The following is a 14,487-nucleotide window of genomic DNA, read 5'->3' on the forward strand; positions in this document are numbered from 1 at the left end:
GTGACATGTGATGAATCAATTATTTGTACAGTCAAAGCACGATCCAACAAATAAAGTACCTTTGGAACACGTAGAACCCGAAGTCTCGGATAAATTAGACGGCACAAAGCAATTGTCATTTCAATGTTTGCAAATACCCGAGACTGAACTTGCTTTCGATATGCTTGTAAATGACAACATTTTGCTTATAGATGAGATCGAGCATAAAGCGCAGCGGTACATTATTGTCGAGGATGAAAAGCGTACAGAAAACGGTGTGTCATTCCGAAATGTGGCGGCTGATCATATGTATATTGTTCGTCTGACATTTAATCAAGTTGACGAAGAAATAAACGGAGAAATAGACATAGACACAGCGCTTAAACACGCTTTAAAAGGGAGCGGCTTTTCATATACCATCATGCCGGATGCTAAAGGCTTGAAAGCCAAACTAGAAGGATTCGGCAAGAAGAAGTCGTTAGAGCTGATGAACGATCTTATATCGGCTTTTGTTGTTGAACTTGATGTAAACAACGATCATATTTACGTGTATAAAGAAATTAAAAAGCGGATCAATTACAAATTAGATACCAGGGCGAATATGAATACGATTAGTGTTAAAAGCAGCTTGTCGGAATCTTTCACCCGGATAAAGGGTTATGGCAAGGTAAAAGAAGAAAAGGACACAGCAAGTGAGGAAACTAAAGGCTATGATAGTAAATCGGGGAAATGGAAAACAAACAGTGATTTAAACGCCATGTATGCGGAGGATGTTGGACAAACGTTCTCTTTTAAATTCAAAGGAACAGGCTTCAGCGTGAAGCTGATCAAAGAGAAATTAGGCGGGAAAATCACATTCAACATAGATAAAAAGACAAACAAAACATTCAGCACGTATAAAGACACAGGCAAAGAAAGTCATGTGGTTGAAACGGTTGACGTGATCCGAGGTCTTGAGGATAAAGAGCATACAGTCGTTGCTACATTCAAAGGAAAAGATAGCAAAAACCCGAACACGAAAAAAATGAAAACGGGTTTCCGGGTGAGCGTGCCTAACGGGAATTTTATTGGTCTTTATCGGACCTTTAAAAATGATGAAAAGTACATGTTCCCACCTGTGACATATATTCACCCCGACGAAAAACTATTTCTTGTAGACGGTCGCCCGAGAGTAGCAGAAACAATTTACGAGGATTCCATTTCAAAAAAAGAAGACATGGAAAAACTTCTGAAAGGGAAAATTGATCCTTATCCAAAATTAACAATAGAATTGGATTTTGAAAAAGTGTATGATCCGAAGCTCGAAGCGATTGAGGACAATATTTCCAAAGGAGCTATTATTCCAGTCATTGCCGATACAGCTTACGGCATCCTGTTTGAAGGAGAGGTAAGGGTACAGGAGATCAAATACAACCCTCTTAATTTGGACTTAAAGCCGTCTGTCACGCTGACGAATTATCGTAAAGACATTATTGACTATCAACTAGAGCAGACCGTCGCAATGAAAAAGCAGCGGGATTTAATCAAGAAAGAGATAGCCGAAATGCTTGAGGCTCAAAAGAGCATAGCAAGCAGCACGCAAAGCCAATTGAATAATATCAATATGAAGGTTTCCCAGGATTTGAGTTTGTCATATTCAAGTGTTACGAAAACCTGGTCAATTGATGATAGCAGCGTTGACGGTGCGGAAATTGACGAGATAGGGAATACCATTGATATTGATATAGGAATTGACATAAAACCGAAAAGTCCCAGGGCGGGAGTTGATTTTGATTTAAGTTTAAAAGGGATTACGGCAGGCGCAACCGTTGATACGACCAACCCAAGCGGCATGAATATTATGCTTGCTAAAGGTGGGCAAAGGATCAGCCCAACGGCTGCCGATTTACCAAACGGCGCACAAATTAACATTTCATTTTACTTAGATAGCTGACGGGAAACCGTTGGCTATTTTTTATGGAAGGAGCTGATAGAATGGGAAGGTTTAATTTATTGAAAGTCTTTAAAATTGGCAAGAATGCAGAGTTTGAAGATAACCTATCGCAAAACGCAAGGTCCACGGAAAACGCTTTGAATCAACTGGACATAGAAATCAAAGAACATAAAGCAAGCGATAAAGCCCACGAAGCGGCAAGCATCATCCACAGAGGGAAAAGCGTCGCACATTGGCTCAATAGTTATTGGTCACGACTTGTTAATCTAATTGTCAATCATGACGGCAACGATATAAAAGAGGTTGTGGACGGAAGGGTTTCACTTGATGCGACCATTCACCCGACTTTGAATGATCGGCTTGAATATGACTTTGATCAAGTGTATAAACGCTTTGATTTTTTGCCGGATATAAATGTTATTTTACTTGGAGCTGATCCGACAGGGAAAAAGGATTCTGCCCCAAGTATACAAGCTGCACTTGATCGTGCGAAAGGCGGTAAAAGCGTAAGGGTATATATTCCCCCAGGCACTTATAAATTAGGTGCGCCATTGATCAATTGGGGAAATACGTTAGTAAGTGCAAGAGGTGCGACCCTTTTAAATTATTATGGTAGATATATGATGACAAATGGTGATGGATCGACTGAATACTATGCTTACAACGGAAACGGAAATATTGTAATTGAAGGCGGCTTATGGGATTGCCGAGGAACAAAAATTTCAATGCGAAGTAACTGTTTTTCATTCGGACACGCCAGTAATATTTTGATTAAAGAAGCGACGTTTAAAGACGTGCAAAGTTATCACGCTGTAGAATTTAACGCATGTCGTCATTTCAAAATTGTTGATTCAAAATTTATCGGGTTTGTTGATCCTGATGGAACAAGGTACTTCTCCGAGGCAATTCAAATAGATTTAGCACAAAGAAAAGAAGTATTCGGCGCTTTTGGTGCTTATGATTTTACTGTCTGTAAAGATGGTTTAATTGATAATTGTTATTTTGGGGCATCCGGCACAGCTGGTACGCAAGCATGGACAAGAGGCGTCGGTTCTCATTCGTCCACAATTGATTATTGGCACGAAAATATTACGGTTCGCAATTGTACGTTTGATGATATTGATGGATGGGCAGTGCGTGGATATAACTGGTTGAATACAACTATCACCGAGAATACGCTTCGTAATTGTCGTTTTGGCATTACTGTAAGCGCCATTGATCCAACCAACCCCGCACATACAAAGAACGATAAATTTGAACAGCTTTCAAAATCACAAAAGTTATATCATGTGGTTATTTCCAATAACACCATTTTGAAAACACGTGCCAATGAAGGGATTTATGTACGTGGGATCGGTGAAGATGGTTTTGTAAGAAACGTGAATATTGTTGGAAATATTATCGACGGAGTAGATGGACCGAATCAAGCGGCAATTAGATTAGATTCTGTTAGAAATGGCGTTGTTGTTGCCAATCAATTATCTAATACTTCCGGTGACGGGGTGAGAATGAATGATTGTGTAGGTGTCAACGTAGGAGATAATCAGATCAGCTTTATCGGTCGGGACGGAATTGCAGCGTTTGGAGAGTCTACCCTTCTAGTGATTAACGGAAATAATATCCGACGTCCTGGACGCTATGGTATTGAACAGTCGGGCGTTTTAATTGCATCCATAACAGGCAATTTAGTCACTGGTGCAGGCTACAACAAGCATGGTGAATACGAAGCGATACGGATCGCAAATGGCGCACGTGACATTTTACTTGCAGGAAACACATGTAGGTCGTTATCTTCCCTTAGTAACCTAGCAAGGGCGGGTATTTATATTACTGATTCAGCGAAAAGAGTTGTTAGATACGGAAATGTTTGCCGGGGAGATTGGACCATAGGCGGCATTGTTGATAATGCGCCGGACACAATCACAGACGCAAAGGATGTGGCATGATGTTTTTAGTTATGGGAAATGAAAAAATAGAGGTTGATTCTGTCATTCTATCAAAAAATGAGTCGATCACGGGCTACAACAGCGAAGGGGAAAAAATAATTCGTCTTGAGGGTGTAAACTTTGAAAATGTTTACTTGGAAGATTCAGAAGGTCAAAAGGTTGATTTTCCTGTAGAGCAAACAACAAACCCTAGCGATATTGAAGAAATGAAAAATACTATCAAGGAACTTAATGAAAAAGTACAGCAGCTAGAGGAAAAAGAAAAGGTGGAAAAACATGACCAATCAGTTATTTAAAAATGGCGTGCTGCCTTTCGTGGTTGACGCCTATGATCAAAGCGTGTACGATTCAAAAATTGTTTTTTCGACCCAGGACATAGGCACAGCAAAGTTAGTCTTTCAAATGCGTAAAGATGGTGTGCCACTTCCGTTGTCAGCGGTTGACGGAAAACTCGTACTAAAATTTGCAAATGGATCGAAAAACATTCGGAATATCACTCTTATAGACAAGGTTGAGGGAATAGCTGAATACGTCTTAGATAATGACGAAATCAAGCTATACGGCAAGGTCCAAGCGTCATTAAACTTGTATTATCGGAACGGGCAAGCCTTGTCCATTCACGAATTTACTTTCGATATACAACGAAATTTAATTGACCAGGACATTGCCCCGGCAGCGGAGTTTTATATTGATGATTTTCAATCGTTGAAAAAACAAATTGAACGTATGGCAGCGGAGCTTGAAGCCGACATACAAAAGCGAACTGACGATATGCAAGGAAACATTGACGAGATCACGAAAGAGCTTCAAGAGCAGCTCGACAAAATGAAAGAGAAACTTGACGATCTCGAAGCGCTTGAAACCAAACAAGGCGCACAAGATAAAGTAGACAAAGCCCTTGCAGCAGCTAAAAAATATACGGACGATCATGCAACAGATCAAAAAATACATGTGACCGAAGATAAACAAAAAGCGTGGGACGCAAAAGAAACAACTTCCGGCGCTCAAACTAAAGCTAATAAAGCTTTGAGTGACGCAAAATCATACACAGACGAGTTATCCAAAAAAGCACAGATGTATAAATTGACTACTGATGCGGGTTTTAGGCAAGCAGTGCCAACCACAATCGGAGGTACTAATTTGTTCGAGTTACCTCCCGGTTTCTATTATGGCGCAGGTCAATATTTTACGAATCTTCCAACCACAAATGATACATCTTGGTTTAACGTTGATGTATTTACAACAGGTATTAGGAAAAACTTTCATGTCATCCGTAGCGCTGATAATACACATTGGTTTGGGACAATTCATACTGATGGTTCTTTCAAAGGTTGGAAACGAATGCTAACAGATACTGACGCAAACAGTAAATGGGAATATCCGACCATTGTGAACGGTTGGAAAACCTATAAAAGTGAAGTCAATAATGATTATCGGGTTCGTTACACAAAGGATGCATTTGGCTGGGTACACATTACCGGAGCAATAGCAGGGGGAACGCTAGGCGACGTGGCGGCATTTGTGTTAGATGAAGGGTATAGACCATCAACACCTTTATATAACGTTGGTTTAGCCTCTAGCACAGGCGGAGCAAGCGGTCCACAAATATGCCGCCAGTACATTGCAACTGATGGGCGCTTTTGTATTCAGACAACTTCAAGTAACACCGAGTTTATCGTGGTTAACTTTTCATTTAAGGTTTAAGGAGGCGTTTTATATGATACCTATTTTTCAATATGATGAGAATTTTATCTATGTTATTGGGGGAGATTTGAAAATAACAGAAGATGAAGAAATTCCGAGTGGTTATACTGACGTGCCGCCGGAAGAAGGGCTATATAAAGCGAAATTTGATCCAAAGAAAAAGATGTGGTTTGAATCAGCTTCTAAAGAGTATATAGAGAGCTTGCAGCCAAAGCCGCAGCCGTCAGAAATGGAGATCATGCAAAAAGAAATAGCCGAACTTTATTACTTGCTTGCGGTAGGTGAAGCATCATGAATATTTGGTTTGAAAGAATCAAAGGTTTTTATGATCGTGAATTATGGTCAAAAGAAATGGTATATAACACAGTAGCAGCGGGGAGAATCACCCCCGAACAATATGAGCAGATCACAGGTGAGCCGTACGAGGTATAGGCTTATTTTTTATGGCGGGAGTAGGTGAGTATGGTGGAAATGGATTTGGCGCAGTATTTGATGACACAAGGACCGTTTGCGGTTCTTTTTTGTTGGGTGTTGTTTTATGTCCTCAATACAACTAAAGAGCGTGAGAACAAGCTAAACGAACAAATTGACGCACAAAATGACGTACTAGCAAAATTCAGTGAGAAATATGACGTGGTAATCGAGAAATTGGATCGTATCGAAAGAAACCAAAAATAAAACGAAAAGAGGAAATTAATATGAAAAACTTTGACAAAGGCACGGTCGTTCGCACAGTGCTTCTTTTTATTGCACTAATCAACCAGGCGTTAATTATGTTTGGCAAACCTGTTTTGCCGATCAGTGAGGACCAGGTAAACACATTAACAGAAACTTTATATCTTGCCTTCTCAATGGTCTTTACGTTAGTAACAACCCTTGTCGCATGGTACAAAAACAACTATGTGACAAGTCGAGGGAAAGCCCAAAAAGAAGCGCTGCAACAAAAAGGATTAACAAAATAAAGAGCTGCCCCAGGCGGCTTTTTTAAATACTAAAAAACAATTTTAAGGAGTAGATGAACAATGGTAAAAATCATTCAAGACTTCATTTCAAAAGGGAATAAAAATCGACCAGGCAACTATATGAAGCCTTTATATATTACAGTTCATAACACAGCCAATACGTCAAAGGGCGCAGACGCAGCAAGTCACGCTAATTTTGTGAAACGCTCATCCACGGCGGTGAGCTGGCACTACACTGTAGACGAAAATGTGATCTATCAGCATTTACCGTTAAACGAAAACGGTTGGCACGCAGGAGACGGCAGAGGAACGGGCAATATGAAGTCGATCGGCATTGAAATTTGTGAAAATGCAGACGGCAATTTTGAGAAGGCGGTCGAAAATGCTCAATGGTTAATTCGCCAGTTAATGCAGGATCAAGGGATTCCATTAGCAAACGTTGTGCCGCATAAGCATTGGAGCGGGAAAGAATGTCCCCGCAAGCTGCTTAATCGTTGGGACAGCTTCAAAGCCGGGATCGCCGTTGCTCACACAAATAAAAAGCCGACTGTTAAACCAACAACAGCAGCACCATCCAAAACAGCAGCTTCCAAGCCTGCTAAAAAGTCATACAACCTGCCTACTGGCATTTTAAAAGTTACAAACCCTCTTACAAAGGGATCAGCAGTAAAAGCCGTACAAGAAGCCCTAGCGGCGGTTTACTACTACCCGGATAAAAAGGCAAAAAACAACGGGATTGACGGATATTATGGACCGAAAACAGCGGATGCGGTCAAGCGATTCCAATTGATGCACGGTCTTGCCGCCGACGGCATCTATGGTCCGAAGACTAAAGCAAAGCTCGAAAAAGCATTAAAATGAGTAAAACCCCTGTCCTTTTTAGGATGGGGGATTTTTTTGTATGTTGATTAGTAACATCGAATAAGTAAACTTTCTGAAGTATAGTTAAATATCCTAAAGCATTTGCACCTATAAAAAAACATACATATTCCCATATATATTTTATGTATTTGTTTAAATCCCTTTTGGTTAATTCGATCTAAGTAATATATTGTATTCAATACCATAATATTCTATAATTAACACTTGAAAGATCGTTAAAGTGTTGATTATCAAATTACGAGTCTAGGTCGTAATTTTTTAATAATACAATTCAAAGGGGAAACAAAATGAAGAGATTTATAACAAGTTTGAAAATCTTTGTTGCTGTCCTATTATTGTTTGCGATCACACCCATTGTAGCAACCGCAGAAGAAACTAACGATCAGTATTTAACGTTTGAAAAAGCAACGGATATTGTAACAAATGAAGACATAGAAAATTACAAGGCTCTAAGTGAAGAAGATATTATTGATCAAAAGACAGCAATTAGTGAGGGTTATGATGAAGGTGATGTTTTATCAAAAGAAGATACCTTATTTTTATTAACTCAAGCAGTTGTTGAACGTCAGGAACAAAACGAAGAAATTTCCACTAAAGGGATTAAATCATCAAAAAGTTTCACTGTTTCTAAAAAGAAATATGGAACAAAAGTGACTGTAAAAGGTACAATGTATCAAAATATTGCATTCCTTGCAGGTACATCATCGTATCGCGGGAATATAATAGCGACTCGAAACAGTGGAAAACTAAAACAAGTCTCCCTTAAAACGTATCATGATTCATTCGGTATTATAGGGTGGGGTGGAGGCTTTCCATCTATCGGTAAAGTATATGGTGGAAAAGTGAGTCATAAAAAGGTTGCTAATGCCAAAAGATATGCAATGGATAAAACACACCGTTACAATTCTATTATTCCAGCATATACAACTATGTGGACAAAAGCATCTGTGGTGACGAAGTCAAACAATGCGTATGATGTAGCTTCTAAAACATGGTCTAAATGGCATTAAATCTTTATGAAAGGAGATAGTAAATATGCCTTGGAATACGATTATTGGGGTTAGTCTATTTGTGGTTATACCTGTAGTCATAATCGCAGCAGTAATTTATTTTATTAAAAGAAAGAACACGAAAACATCTAATAGCTGATGACTTAAAAAAGAGCCGTTTATTTTAATTAGGCTCTTTTTTTATATTAGTTAGTCAAAATTGCTCCGAATAAGGCTTTACCATATCAAACATCCTAACTTTTGCGGTTTCTTTTCGGTGTGGAATTATTCAGAAAATGATAATATATGTCATTATAGGGAATAGCAAGGAAGGGGTAGGGTCTTATGGAGAAAGTTCTTTCTTCTCATGTCGGTATGAAAATCAATGAATGGTATTACCATATTCAAAGATTTAACGTACCGGACGCCGAAGCATATAAAGAAGAAATAAAATCTTTGCTCGATGATATGGAAGAAAACCAGGATTTATTATTATATTTCTCACTCATGGAGTTCCGACATAAATTAATGTTGGATTATTTGAATCCATTGGAAAATGGGAAAGAGCGTGCCAACTTTAGAGAACTAGCAATGAAAATAAAAAAGGATCAAGAGAAATTAACAGGCTTGCTAGATTATTATTTTAACTTTTTCTACGGCATGTACGAATTTGAAAACTATGAATACCTCAACGCAATTACCTTCTACAAACGAGCAGAAAAAAAGCTATCTCTTGTAAGTGATGATATTGAACGTGCCGAGTTTAATTACAAGATGGCTGAAATCTATTACCACATGAAACAAAACCACATGTCCATGCACCATATAGCCCAAGCAATAGAATGTTATCGAGAAAAAGAAACTTATACTGTTAGACAGATACAATGTTCCTTTGTCATTGGATTAAACTATATTGATATGGGTTGCCCCGAAAAAGCAAAGCCTCATTTTGAACACGCACTAGAAAAAGCAACGGAAAGCGACACTAAAAGATTAGTAGGATCAGCGCTTTATAATTTGGCGTTAAGCTATTTCCACAATGATGAAATTGTTGCTTCAATAAAATACTTAAATGATTCAATCAACGCTTTTAAAGAGCGAGGATATGAGCATTTTAACAGAATACTTGATCCATTAAGCGTGCTTGTAAGGTCGTATTTTCATGAGAAGGAAAACGATTTAGGGTTATATGCCCTTAACCAGGGAATAGAACTGGCTGAAAAATTAAATGATGACGTGATGCTTAAAGTGTTCACTTTTTATAAGGCCCTTTATGTCAAAGATGATTATGATAAAGTGTTGAGTGATACCGAATATTTAACCGATCGGGGAATGTATGCAATTCTTGAAGAATTATCGAAAGATGCAGCAAGGAAATATAAATCGGTAGGAGATAAAGACAAGGCGTCGAACTTCTATGAGAAGGTTCTTTACTTCCAACAATTAATTAAAAGGAGCGATTGCCTTTATGAAATTTAAGTCAGTAGTAGCAACCCTCATCATTATTGGCACTTTGAGCACGCTTGGTTATTTCGCCTTTTCACAAAACCATGAAGAAGCTATCAGAGGACACACATCAAGTATCGGTTATGATAAATTTCATTAAAAAAAGCCCTTTTCGGGGGCTTCTTTTTTATTTGAATATCTTTTTCATTAGCTTGCCGGATGCTTTACCCGCAGCACGTCGCATGATACGCTTACCTATAGTGCCTTTTTGAACGGCATTGACATCACCCAAGTATTTTGATGTTTTATAAAGGAATGATCTTATTTTGTTTATGTTCATTTTAAGCTCCTTTTACGTCTGTCCATTATAAAAAAACTCCCCAAACTTCCCCCAAACTTCCCCCAAACTTCCCCCAAACTTCCCCCAAACTTCCCCCAAAAGAATACTATCATATAGTTGACTTTAAGAAGGTGGAATTTTTGTGAATTAGGAGAAAGTCAGTCATATCAATACTTTAATTTACTTAGAACGTACGTTTGGTAATGTGTTGGATTATTATTAGTAAATTGCAAATAGACTTATTGTAAAAAGCAATAAGATTACATGGTTATTATTTAAAATAGCCAAAAATCATGATGTTGAAACTTTGCTGAAATTTGAAGAGGTCGACACATCTTTCTATCACTTTTATGATGAATGTCTCGCTGTTTTAGATGAAAAGCATACCATTATGTTAAATATTCAAGTGGTAGAAATTGGATGATCATTGGTAAAAGATGCAGTAGGGGTGTATAAGTTAAAGGATCGTTTGTTTTCGATCGTTAGAGGATGTAGTGAAATGTATACAAAGTGAACTATCATAACAAGATAACTACCTATTTGAATCAATGGGTAGTTTATCAATGTATAGATGGTTCATCGTGTAAAATCTACCATATGCAAGACAATCAAAGTCGAACATATGGTTTAAAAACATGGACTATTTCGTATGGCTAGAATAAGCACAGTAAAAACAGCCGTTAAAATCAGTTTCACTCGTCATTTTTTTGGCTTCATCCATGGCGCTTTCACTGTTCATGTGTAGACCAATCAACGTACGGCTTGCTGCATCACCTAAAAATGCGCAGTCTTCTGTATGTACAACGTATTGTCCTTGATCATTTTTTGTATGAATAAAATAATAGCTTTTTAGCATACCCCTCACCTCCAACCTGACTATCCTACTATAAAACTTCCAATAATGTAAAGGTTTTTTATTAAAATTATTGCAATTTTATGCACATTCCTTTTATTTCATAAAAAGGGAAATGTGTTATAAAATATGAAGATCAAAGTCAATGAGAACAGAAAGGACGGTTTAGATTGAAAGATATTTTAACGCCTTTATTGGTCGCTTTTGTCGTTGGATGCATTGTGTACGTGATAGATGATCGGCCGATTCATCCTCTTCTTCTTTTTCTCATCTTATTTATTAGCATTTATACAGTCGATAGAATCGTTCATTTTGCTTCAAATCATTTCGATGAGCAGAAAAAATAATCGTCGTTTATCTTGATACTTACATGAAAAAAGGACTTTCTATAGAAGAAAGTCCTCAACGTGTAGACAAACCCTCGCATTCTTTGTCAGTCCTGTGTGCTGATGCTCACGAATGACAAATTCGCTCCGCGCCAGTACTCGTCCTTCCTAGACTTCAAAGGTTTTCTATCACGCTGAAAAGAAGAAAAAGGGCTAAAATAAACATTATTTTAGCCCTTTTTGCTTCATCTATTGTACTCCCTGACCTTTTAATTCACGCTGTACATCTAAGTCAGCAGCTTCTCTGCTGAACTTTGGCAGTGTAATGAAGTAAAAAAGGAAGACGAGTAAAATAATAATACCCATTCCGTAATAAATGTAAGAAACATTGGTGATGAGCTTTGGAAATAACACGGCAATTAAACCTAGCGTCATTGATTGGGCAAACATGGTGAGCGGATCAACCCACCCTGATACGCGTCCCATCAGACGAGGGTGAACAATTCTTGGGAGCCAGCCTCCAATGACAATGTTGACTGGACCAATACATGTACCAATGACAAATGATGTGACATAAAATAACCATAATGTATGGGTAGAACCAAGGACAAAAATTAAAATACCTGCAACTAGAATTGGAATCGACATGAGATATTGCATCTTAACCTTTTTCGCAAGAATAGAGCCAAGTAAGCTTCCAACTAGAAGTCCGGCACCGATTGCGATCGTAAAAAAGGATGTATGCAGTTCAAAATGGTCCGGTGAAAGACCGTATTTCATTGTAAACATCGGAAGAACGGCAAATGCGCCATTCACAAGACCAAAAACAAAAAAGCCAAAAATTAAAGAAGCCAATAATTTATTTTTTAAAATATAGAGAATGCCTTCTTTAAAATCTTTTAGAGACGTTTTAACGGTCATGCCTTTCCAGCCTGCTTGTCCATTAGGCTGTCGTGCTTCAATTGGAATATTGCATGATCGAATGAGAATACCGGAAATAATAAAACTGACCAAATCAATGGTAATGGCACCGTGAAGTCCAATCGTTTTATACATAATGGCACCAATACCAACACCAAATACCATAAACAAACTAAACAGCATCTGATTTAAACCTGCAGCTTTTGCATATTGATCTTTATTTAAAATGGCCTGAACGAGAGAGGCTTCAGCTGGATAGAAGAACTTCGTAATGGCACTTCGTATAAACAAGATCAAGAAAATAAGCGGCAGTGAATTAAAATAAATGACGATAAATAAAACGATCGTCAGCCCAGCTCGTATCCAATCACAATTCTCTGCGACTTTTTTACGATCAAAACGGTCTGCGACCACACCGACCATAAAAAAGACAAAGATCGTAGGCAGTGAATACATTAGCTCTGCTAAAGTGGCGTAAGCGGGCTGATGACTAAAATGGTCGAGCAAATAAAAGGCAAACGCCATATTGCCTACTGTTGTCCCCATTTGCGAGGCAAGTGCTGCAAAAAAGAGACGAACAAAATTTCTGTTTTTAAAAATATCCATAAATACGCTCCTTAACCTGAAGATCCCACTTTCTATCATATAAAATTTTAACCATTCGTACAATTGATTTCTCCTACTGGCTAATGGTCACAGGTGTTCCATTTGGAACAATTGAAGCAAGTTCGATAACATTCTGATTATACATGCGAATGCACCCTCTAGACACAGCTTTACCAATTGAAGACGGGTTATTCGTTCCATGGATGCCGTAATGAACTTTTGAAAGGCTCAGCCAATAGGCGCCAAAGGGACCTCCTGGGTTTGGCTGTCTGTTGACAATATAATAAGAACCTGTTGGTGTCATGTTTAATATTCTGCCGGTTGCAATCGGGTATGAGCGCAAGAGCTGTGATCCAGAAAACAGCACGAGACGTTTCGCTGAAATTGACACAGATATGCGGTAAGGGATCGTGTTAGGATCCGGTAACCCAGGGATGATGATGACTTCATTTTGTTCTGGCTCGCGGGCTTGAAGTGACGGATTTGCAGCCTTTAAAGCATCTGTCGTTGTTCGAAAATCAAGTGCTATAGAAGCAAGTGTTTCTCCACTTTTTACCGTGTATCGCAGCACGTAAGGACACTCCTTTTACTCAAATAAAAGAAGCCGTGATCCCCGCCTCACATATACTATATGGACGGGATCAGGCCCAGTAAGGTTTCTCCTAACATTTGTCATGAGAATGATCTTTGTTTATACATATGCAGGAAAAGGTGATTTGGCTTCTCTTTACACGTGAGATGTTAAGGTGAAAAAAGTGATTTCAGGTTTGGCTAAAAACCGAAGCGGCAGTCTAGTTGTCCCAAGCCCGCGGTTGACATAGATACGGTGCTGATAGCTACCGTATAAGCCTTCGACATATGTACGCCCAAAAGGTGCTGTGAGAATCGGTCCATAGAAAGGAAGCTGTATTTGACCGCCATGCGTATGCCCAGAAAGCTGCAAGTTAATAGGTGTTGTTTCAAGTTCTAGTGCGGCATCAGGCTCATGCACAAGCAATAACGTAAAGAGATCAGAAGAGACTTCTCGTTTGATGAAATGGTAATCAGGCATACTCATCATGAGATCATCTAGTGTAGCAATCTGTATCCGTCCGCCTTCTTTTTCTAAGTGAAACACTTCATTTTTACATAATGTAAAACCGCAAGCTTTCATCGTTTCTTCATATACATCAATGCCAAATGGTCCGTAGTCATGATTTCCGCATATGGCAAACTTTCCAAACGGAGCATCAAGCTTAGACAAAGAGGCTTTGGCTTTTTCATGTTCTTTAATCGATGATTCAAAATCAACAAGATCACCTGTAAACACAATGAGATCGGGAGATGCGGCGTTGATCTTTTGGACAACAGTCTCTAAATCTTTTTCCGAAAATGTATCACTTAAATGAACGTCACTAAATTGCGCAATTTTAAACTGGTCAAAAGAAGCCGGTAGCTGAGCATCATGAATGGTGAGTGATACGGTGTCGATCATGCGCGGCTCAATGTACCGAGCATAGCCATAACCGGATGTGGTCGCCAAAAGTCCGAGAATACTCGCACCAGCTGCTCCTTTTAAAAACTGCCTACGGGAAAGTTGCTTCATATAAGACTCCTTTAA

At 38.7% G+C, this 14,487-nt stretch carries 17 protein-coding genes; 12 read left to right on the top strand and 5 right to left on the bottom strand.

Going from position 1 to position 14,487, the window contains the following annotated elements; all coding sequences use genetic code 11:
- Positions 1-10: 10 nt before the first annotated feature.
- The 11 genes from MHI58_RS06980 to MHI58_RS07030 all read left to right on the top strand — a co-directional run bounded on the left by MHI58_RS06980 (position 11) and on the right by MHI58_RS07030 (position 9,874).
- On the top strand, positions 11-1,912 hold the full coding sequence (locus tag MHI58_RS06980; protein WP_061418924.1) for a phage tail protein: 1,902 nt from the start codon (positions 11-13) through the stop codon (positions 1,910-1,912).
- A gap of 41 nt (positions 1,913-1,953) precedes the next feature.
- Positions 1,954-3,858 (top strand): right-handed parallel beta-helix repeat-containing protein, encoded by a 1,905-nt coding sequence (locus tag MHI58_RS06985; RefSeq protein WP_368004402.1) that lies wholly within the window; start codon positions 1,954-1,956, stop codon positions 3,856-3,858.
- Positions 3,858-4,154, top strand: coding sequence for a hypothetical protein (locus tag MHI58_RS06990; protein WP_061418930.1), 297 nt, complete (start codon positions 3,858-3,860; stop codon positions 4,152-4,154). The genes MHI58_RS06985 and MHI58_RS06990 overlap by 1 nt, the downstream gene beginning before the upstream one ends.
- Complete coding sequence (locus MHI58_RS06995; RefSeq protein WP_061418933.1) at positions 4,135-5,562, top strand: BppU family phage baseplate upper protein; 1,428 nt, start codon at positions 4,135-4,137, stop codon at positions 5,560-5,562. Before MHI58_RS06990 ends, MHI58_RS06995 begins: the two co-directional genes overlap by 20 nt.
- Before the next feature lie 13 nt (positions 5,563-5,575).
- On the top strand, positions 5,576-5,857 hold the full coding sequence (locus MHI58_RS07000) for a hypothetical protein (RefSeq protein ID WP_061418936.1): 282 nt from the start codon (positions 5,576-5,578) through the stop codon (positions 5,855-5,857).
- The gene (locus MHI58_RS07005; RefSeq protein ID WP_081105413.1) at positions 5,854-5,994 is read left to right on the top strand and encodes an XkdX family protein; all 141 of its coding nucleotides are present in this window, start codon (positions 5,854-5,856) and stop codon (positions 5,992-5,994) included. The genes MHI58_RS07000 and MHI58_RS07005 overlap by 4 nt, the downstream gene beginning before the upstream one ends.
- A 33-nt stretch (positions 5,995-6,027) precedes the next feature.
- Positions 6,028-6,240 (top strand): BhlA/UviB family holin-like peptide, encoded by a 213-nt coding sequence (locus MHI58_RS07010; protein ID WP_034324986.1) that lies wholly within the window; start codon positions 6,028-6,030, stop codon positions 6,238-6,240.
- Between the two features lie 20 nt (positions 6,241-6,260).
- Positions 6,261-6,524 carry a phage holin gene (locus MHI58_RS07015; RefSeq protein WP_061418939.1) on the top strand — a complete coding sequence of 88 codons (264 nt, stop codon included), beginning with the start codon at positions 6,261-6,263 and terminating at the stop codon, positions 6,522-6,524.
- Positions 6,525-6,584: 60 nt separating this feature from the next.
- Positions 6,585-7,385: an N-acetylmuramoyl-L-alanine amidase gene (locus tag MHI58_RS07020; protein WP_061418942.1), complete on the top strand. Its 801-nt coding sequence runs from the start codon at positions 6,585-6,587 to the stop codon at positions 7,383-7,385.
- Between the two features lie 308 nt (positions 7,386-7,693).
- Complete coding sequence (locus MHI58_RS07025; protein ID WP_061418945.1) at positions 7,694-8,416, top strand: hypothetical protein; 723 nt, start codon at positions 7,694-7,696, stop codon at positions 8,414-8,416.
- Positions 8,417-8,740: 324 nt separating this feature from the next.
- A complete protein-coding gene (locus tag MHI58_RS07030) occupies positions 8,741-9,874 on the top strand; it encodes a RapH N-terminal domain-containing protein (protein ID WP_061418948.1) in 1,134 nt (377 codons plus the stop codon).
- A 154-nt stretch (positions 9,875-10,028) separates the two neighbouring features.
- Here MHI58_RS07030 and MHI58_RS07035 read toward each other — a convergent pair whose 3' ends face one another.
- Both MHI58_RS07035 and MHI58_RS07040 read right to left on the bottom strand, forming a co-directional pair.
- Positions 10,029-10,181, bottom strand: coding sequence for a hypothetical protein (locus tag MHI58_RS07035; RefSeq protein ID WP_034325207.1), 153 nt, complete (start codon positions 10,179-10,181; stop codon positions 10,029-10,031).
- Positions 10,182-10,821: 640 nt separating this feature from the next.
- A complete protein-coding gene (locus MHI58_RS07040) occupies positions 10,822-11,037 on the bottom strand; it encodes a hypothetical protein (RefSeq protein WP_008348016.1) in 216 nt (71 codons plus the stop codon).
- A gap of 167 nt (positions 11,038-11,204) precedes the next feature.
- On the opposite strand from MHI58_RS07040, the gene MHI58_RS07045 reads away from it, so the two are divergent.
- Positions 11,205-11,381: a hypothetical protein gene (locus MHI58_RS07045; protein WP_165783671.1), complete on the top strand. Its 177-nt coding sequence runs from the start codon at positions 11,205-11,207 to the stop codon at positions 11,379-11,381.
- Positions 11,382-11,609: 228 nt separating this feature from the next.
- Here the strand turns inward: MHI58_RS07045 and MHI58_RS07050 are convergent, their stop codons facing one another.
- The 3 genes from MHI58_RS07050 to MHI58_RS07060 form a co-directional block, all read right to left on the bottom strand.
- Positions 11,610-12,887 (bottom strand): MFS transporter, encoded by a 1,278-nt coding sequence (locus MHI58_RS07050; protein WP_008348012.1) that lies wholly within the window; start codon positions 12,885-12,887, stop codon positions 11,610-11,612.
- Positions 12,888-12,960: 73 nt separating this feature from the next.
- Positions 12,961-13,458: a L,D-transpeptidase family protein gene (locus MHI58_RS07055; RefSeq protein ID WP_008348009.1), complete on the bottom strand. Its 498-nt coding sequence runs from the start codon at positions 13,456-13,458 to the stop codon at positions 12,961-12,963.
- Between the two features lie 156 nt (positions 13,459-13,614).
- Positions 13,615-14,472, bottom strand: coding sequence for a metallophosphoesterase (locus MHI58_RS07060; protein WP_045034208.1), 858 nt, complete (start codon positions 14,470-14,472; stop codon positions 13,615-13,617).
- Positions 14,473-14,487: the final 15 nt, after the last annotated feature.

The organism is Bacillus sp. FSL K6-2869, from assembly GCF_040869405.1.
GTDB lineage: Bacteria > Bacillota > Bacilli > Bacillales > Bacillaceae > Bacillus > Bacillus altitudinis.

What these genes read in the sequence shown, in the direction of transcription:
- MHI58_RS06980 (WP_061418924.1), top strand. Translation starts at nt 11, where the DNA reads ATGAATCAATTATTTGTACAGTCAAAGCACGATCCAACAAATAAAGTA.
- MHI58_RS06985 (WP_368004402.1), top strand. Translation starts at nt 1,954, where the DNA reads ATGGGAAGGTTTAATTTATTGAAAGTCTTTAAAATTGGCAAGAATGCA.
- MHI58_RS06990 (WP_061418930.1), top strand. Translation starts at nt 3,858, where the DNA reads ATGTTTTTAGTTATGGGAAATGAAAAAATAGAGGTTGATTCTGTCATT.
- MHI58_RS06995 (WP_061418933.1), top strand. Translation starts at nt 4,135, where the DNA reads ATGACCAATCAGTTATTTAAAAATGGCGTGCTGCCTTTCGTGGTTGAC.
- MHI58_RS07000 (WP_061418936.1), top strand. Translation starts at nt 5,576, where the DNA reads ATGATACCTATTTTTCAATATGATGAGAATTTTATCTATGTTATTGGG.
- MHI58_RS07005 (WP_081105413.1), top strand. Translation starts at nt 5,854, where the DNA reads ATGAATATTTGGTTTGAAAGAATCAAAGGTTTTTATGATCGTGAATTA.
- MHI58_RS07015 (WP_061418939.1), top strand. Translation starts at nt 6,261, where the DNA reads ATGAAAAACTTTGACAAAGGCACGGTCGTTCGCACAGTGCTTCTTTTT.
- MHI58_RS07020 (WP_061418942.1), top strand. Translation starts at nt 6,585, where the DNA reads ATGGTAAAAATCATTCAAGACTTCATTTCAAAAGGGAATAAAAATCGA.
- MHI58_RS07025 (WP_061418945.1), top strand. Translation starts at nt 7,694, where the DNA reads ATGAAGAGATTTATAACAAGTTTGAAAATCTTTGTTGCTGTCCTATTA.
- MHI58_RS07030 (WP_061418948.1), top strand. Translation starts at nt 8,741, where the DNA reads ATGGAGAAAGTTCTTTCTTCTCATGTCGGTATGAAAATCAATGAATGG.
- MHI58_RS07035 (WP_034325207.1), bottom strand. Translation starts at nt 10,181, where the DNA reads ATGAACATAAACAAAATAAGATCATTCCTTTATAAAACATCAAAATAC.
- MHI58_RS07040 (WP_008348016.1), bottom strand. Translation starts at nt 11,037, where the DNA reads ATGCTAAAAAGCTATTATTTTATTCATACAAAAAATGATCAAGGACAA.
- MHI58_RS07050 (WP_008348012.1), bottom strand. Translation starts at nt 12,887, where the DNA reads ATGGATATTTTTAAAAACAGAAATTTTGTTCGTCTCTTTTTTGCAGCA.
- MHI58_RS07060 (WP_045034208.1), bottom strand. Translation starts at nt 14,472, where the DNA reads ATGAAGCAACTTTCCCGTAGGCAGTTTTTAAAAGGAGCAGCTGGTGCG.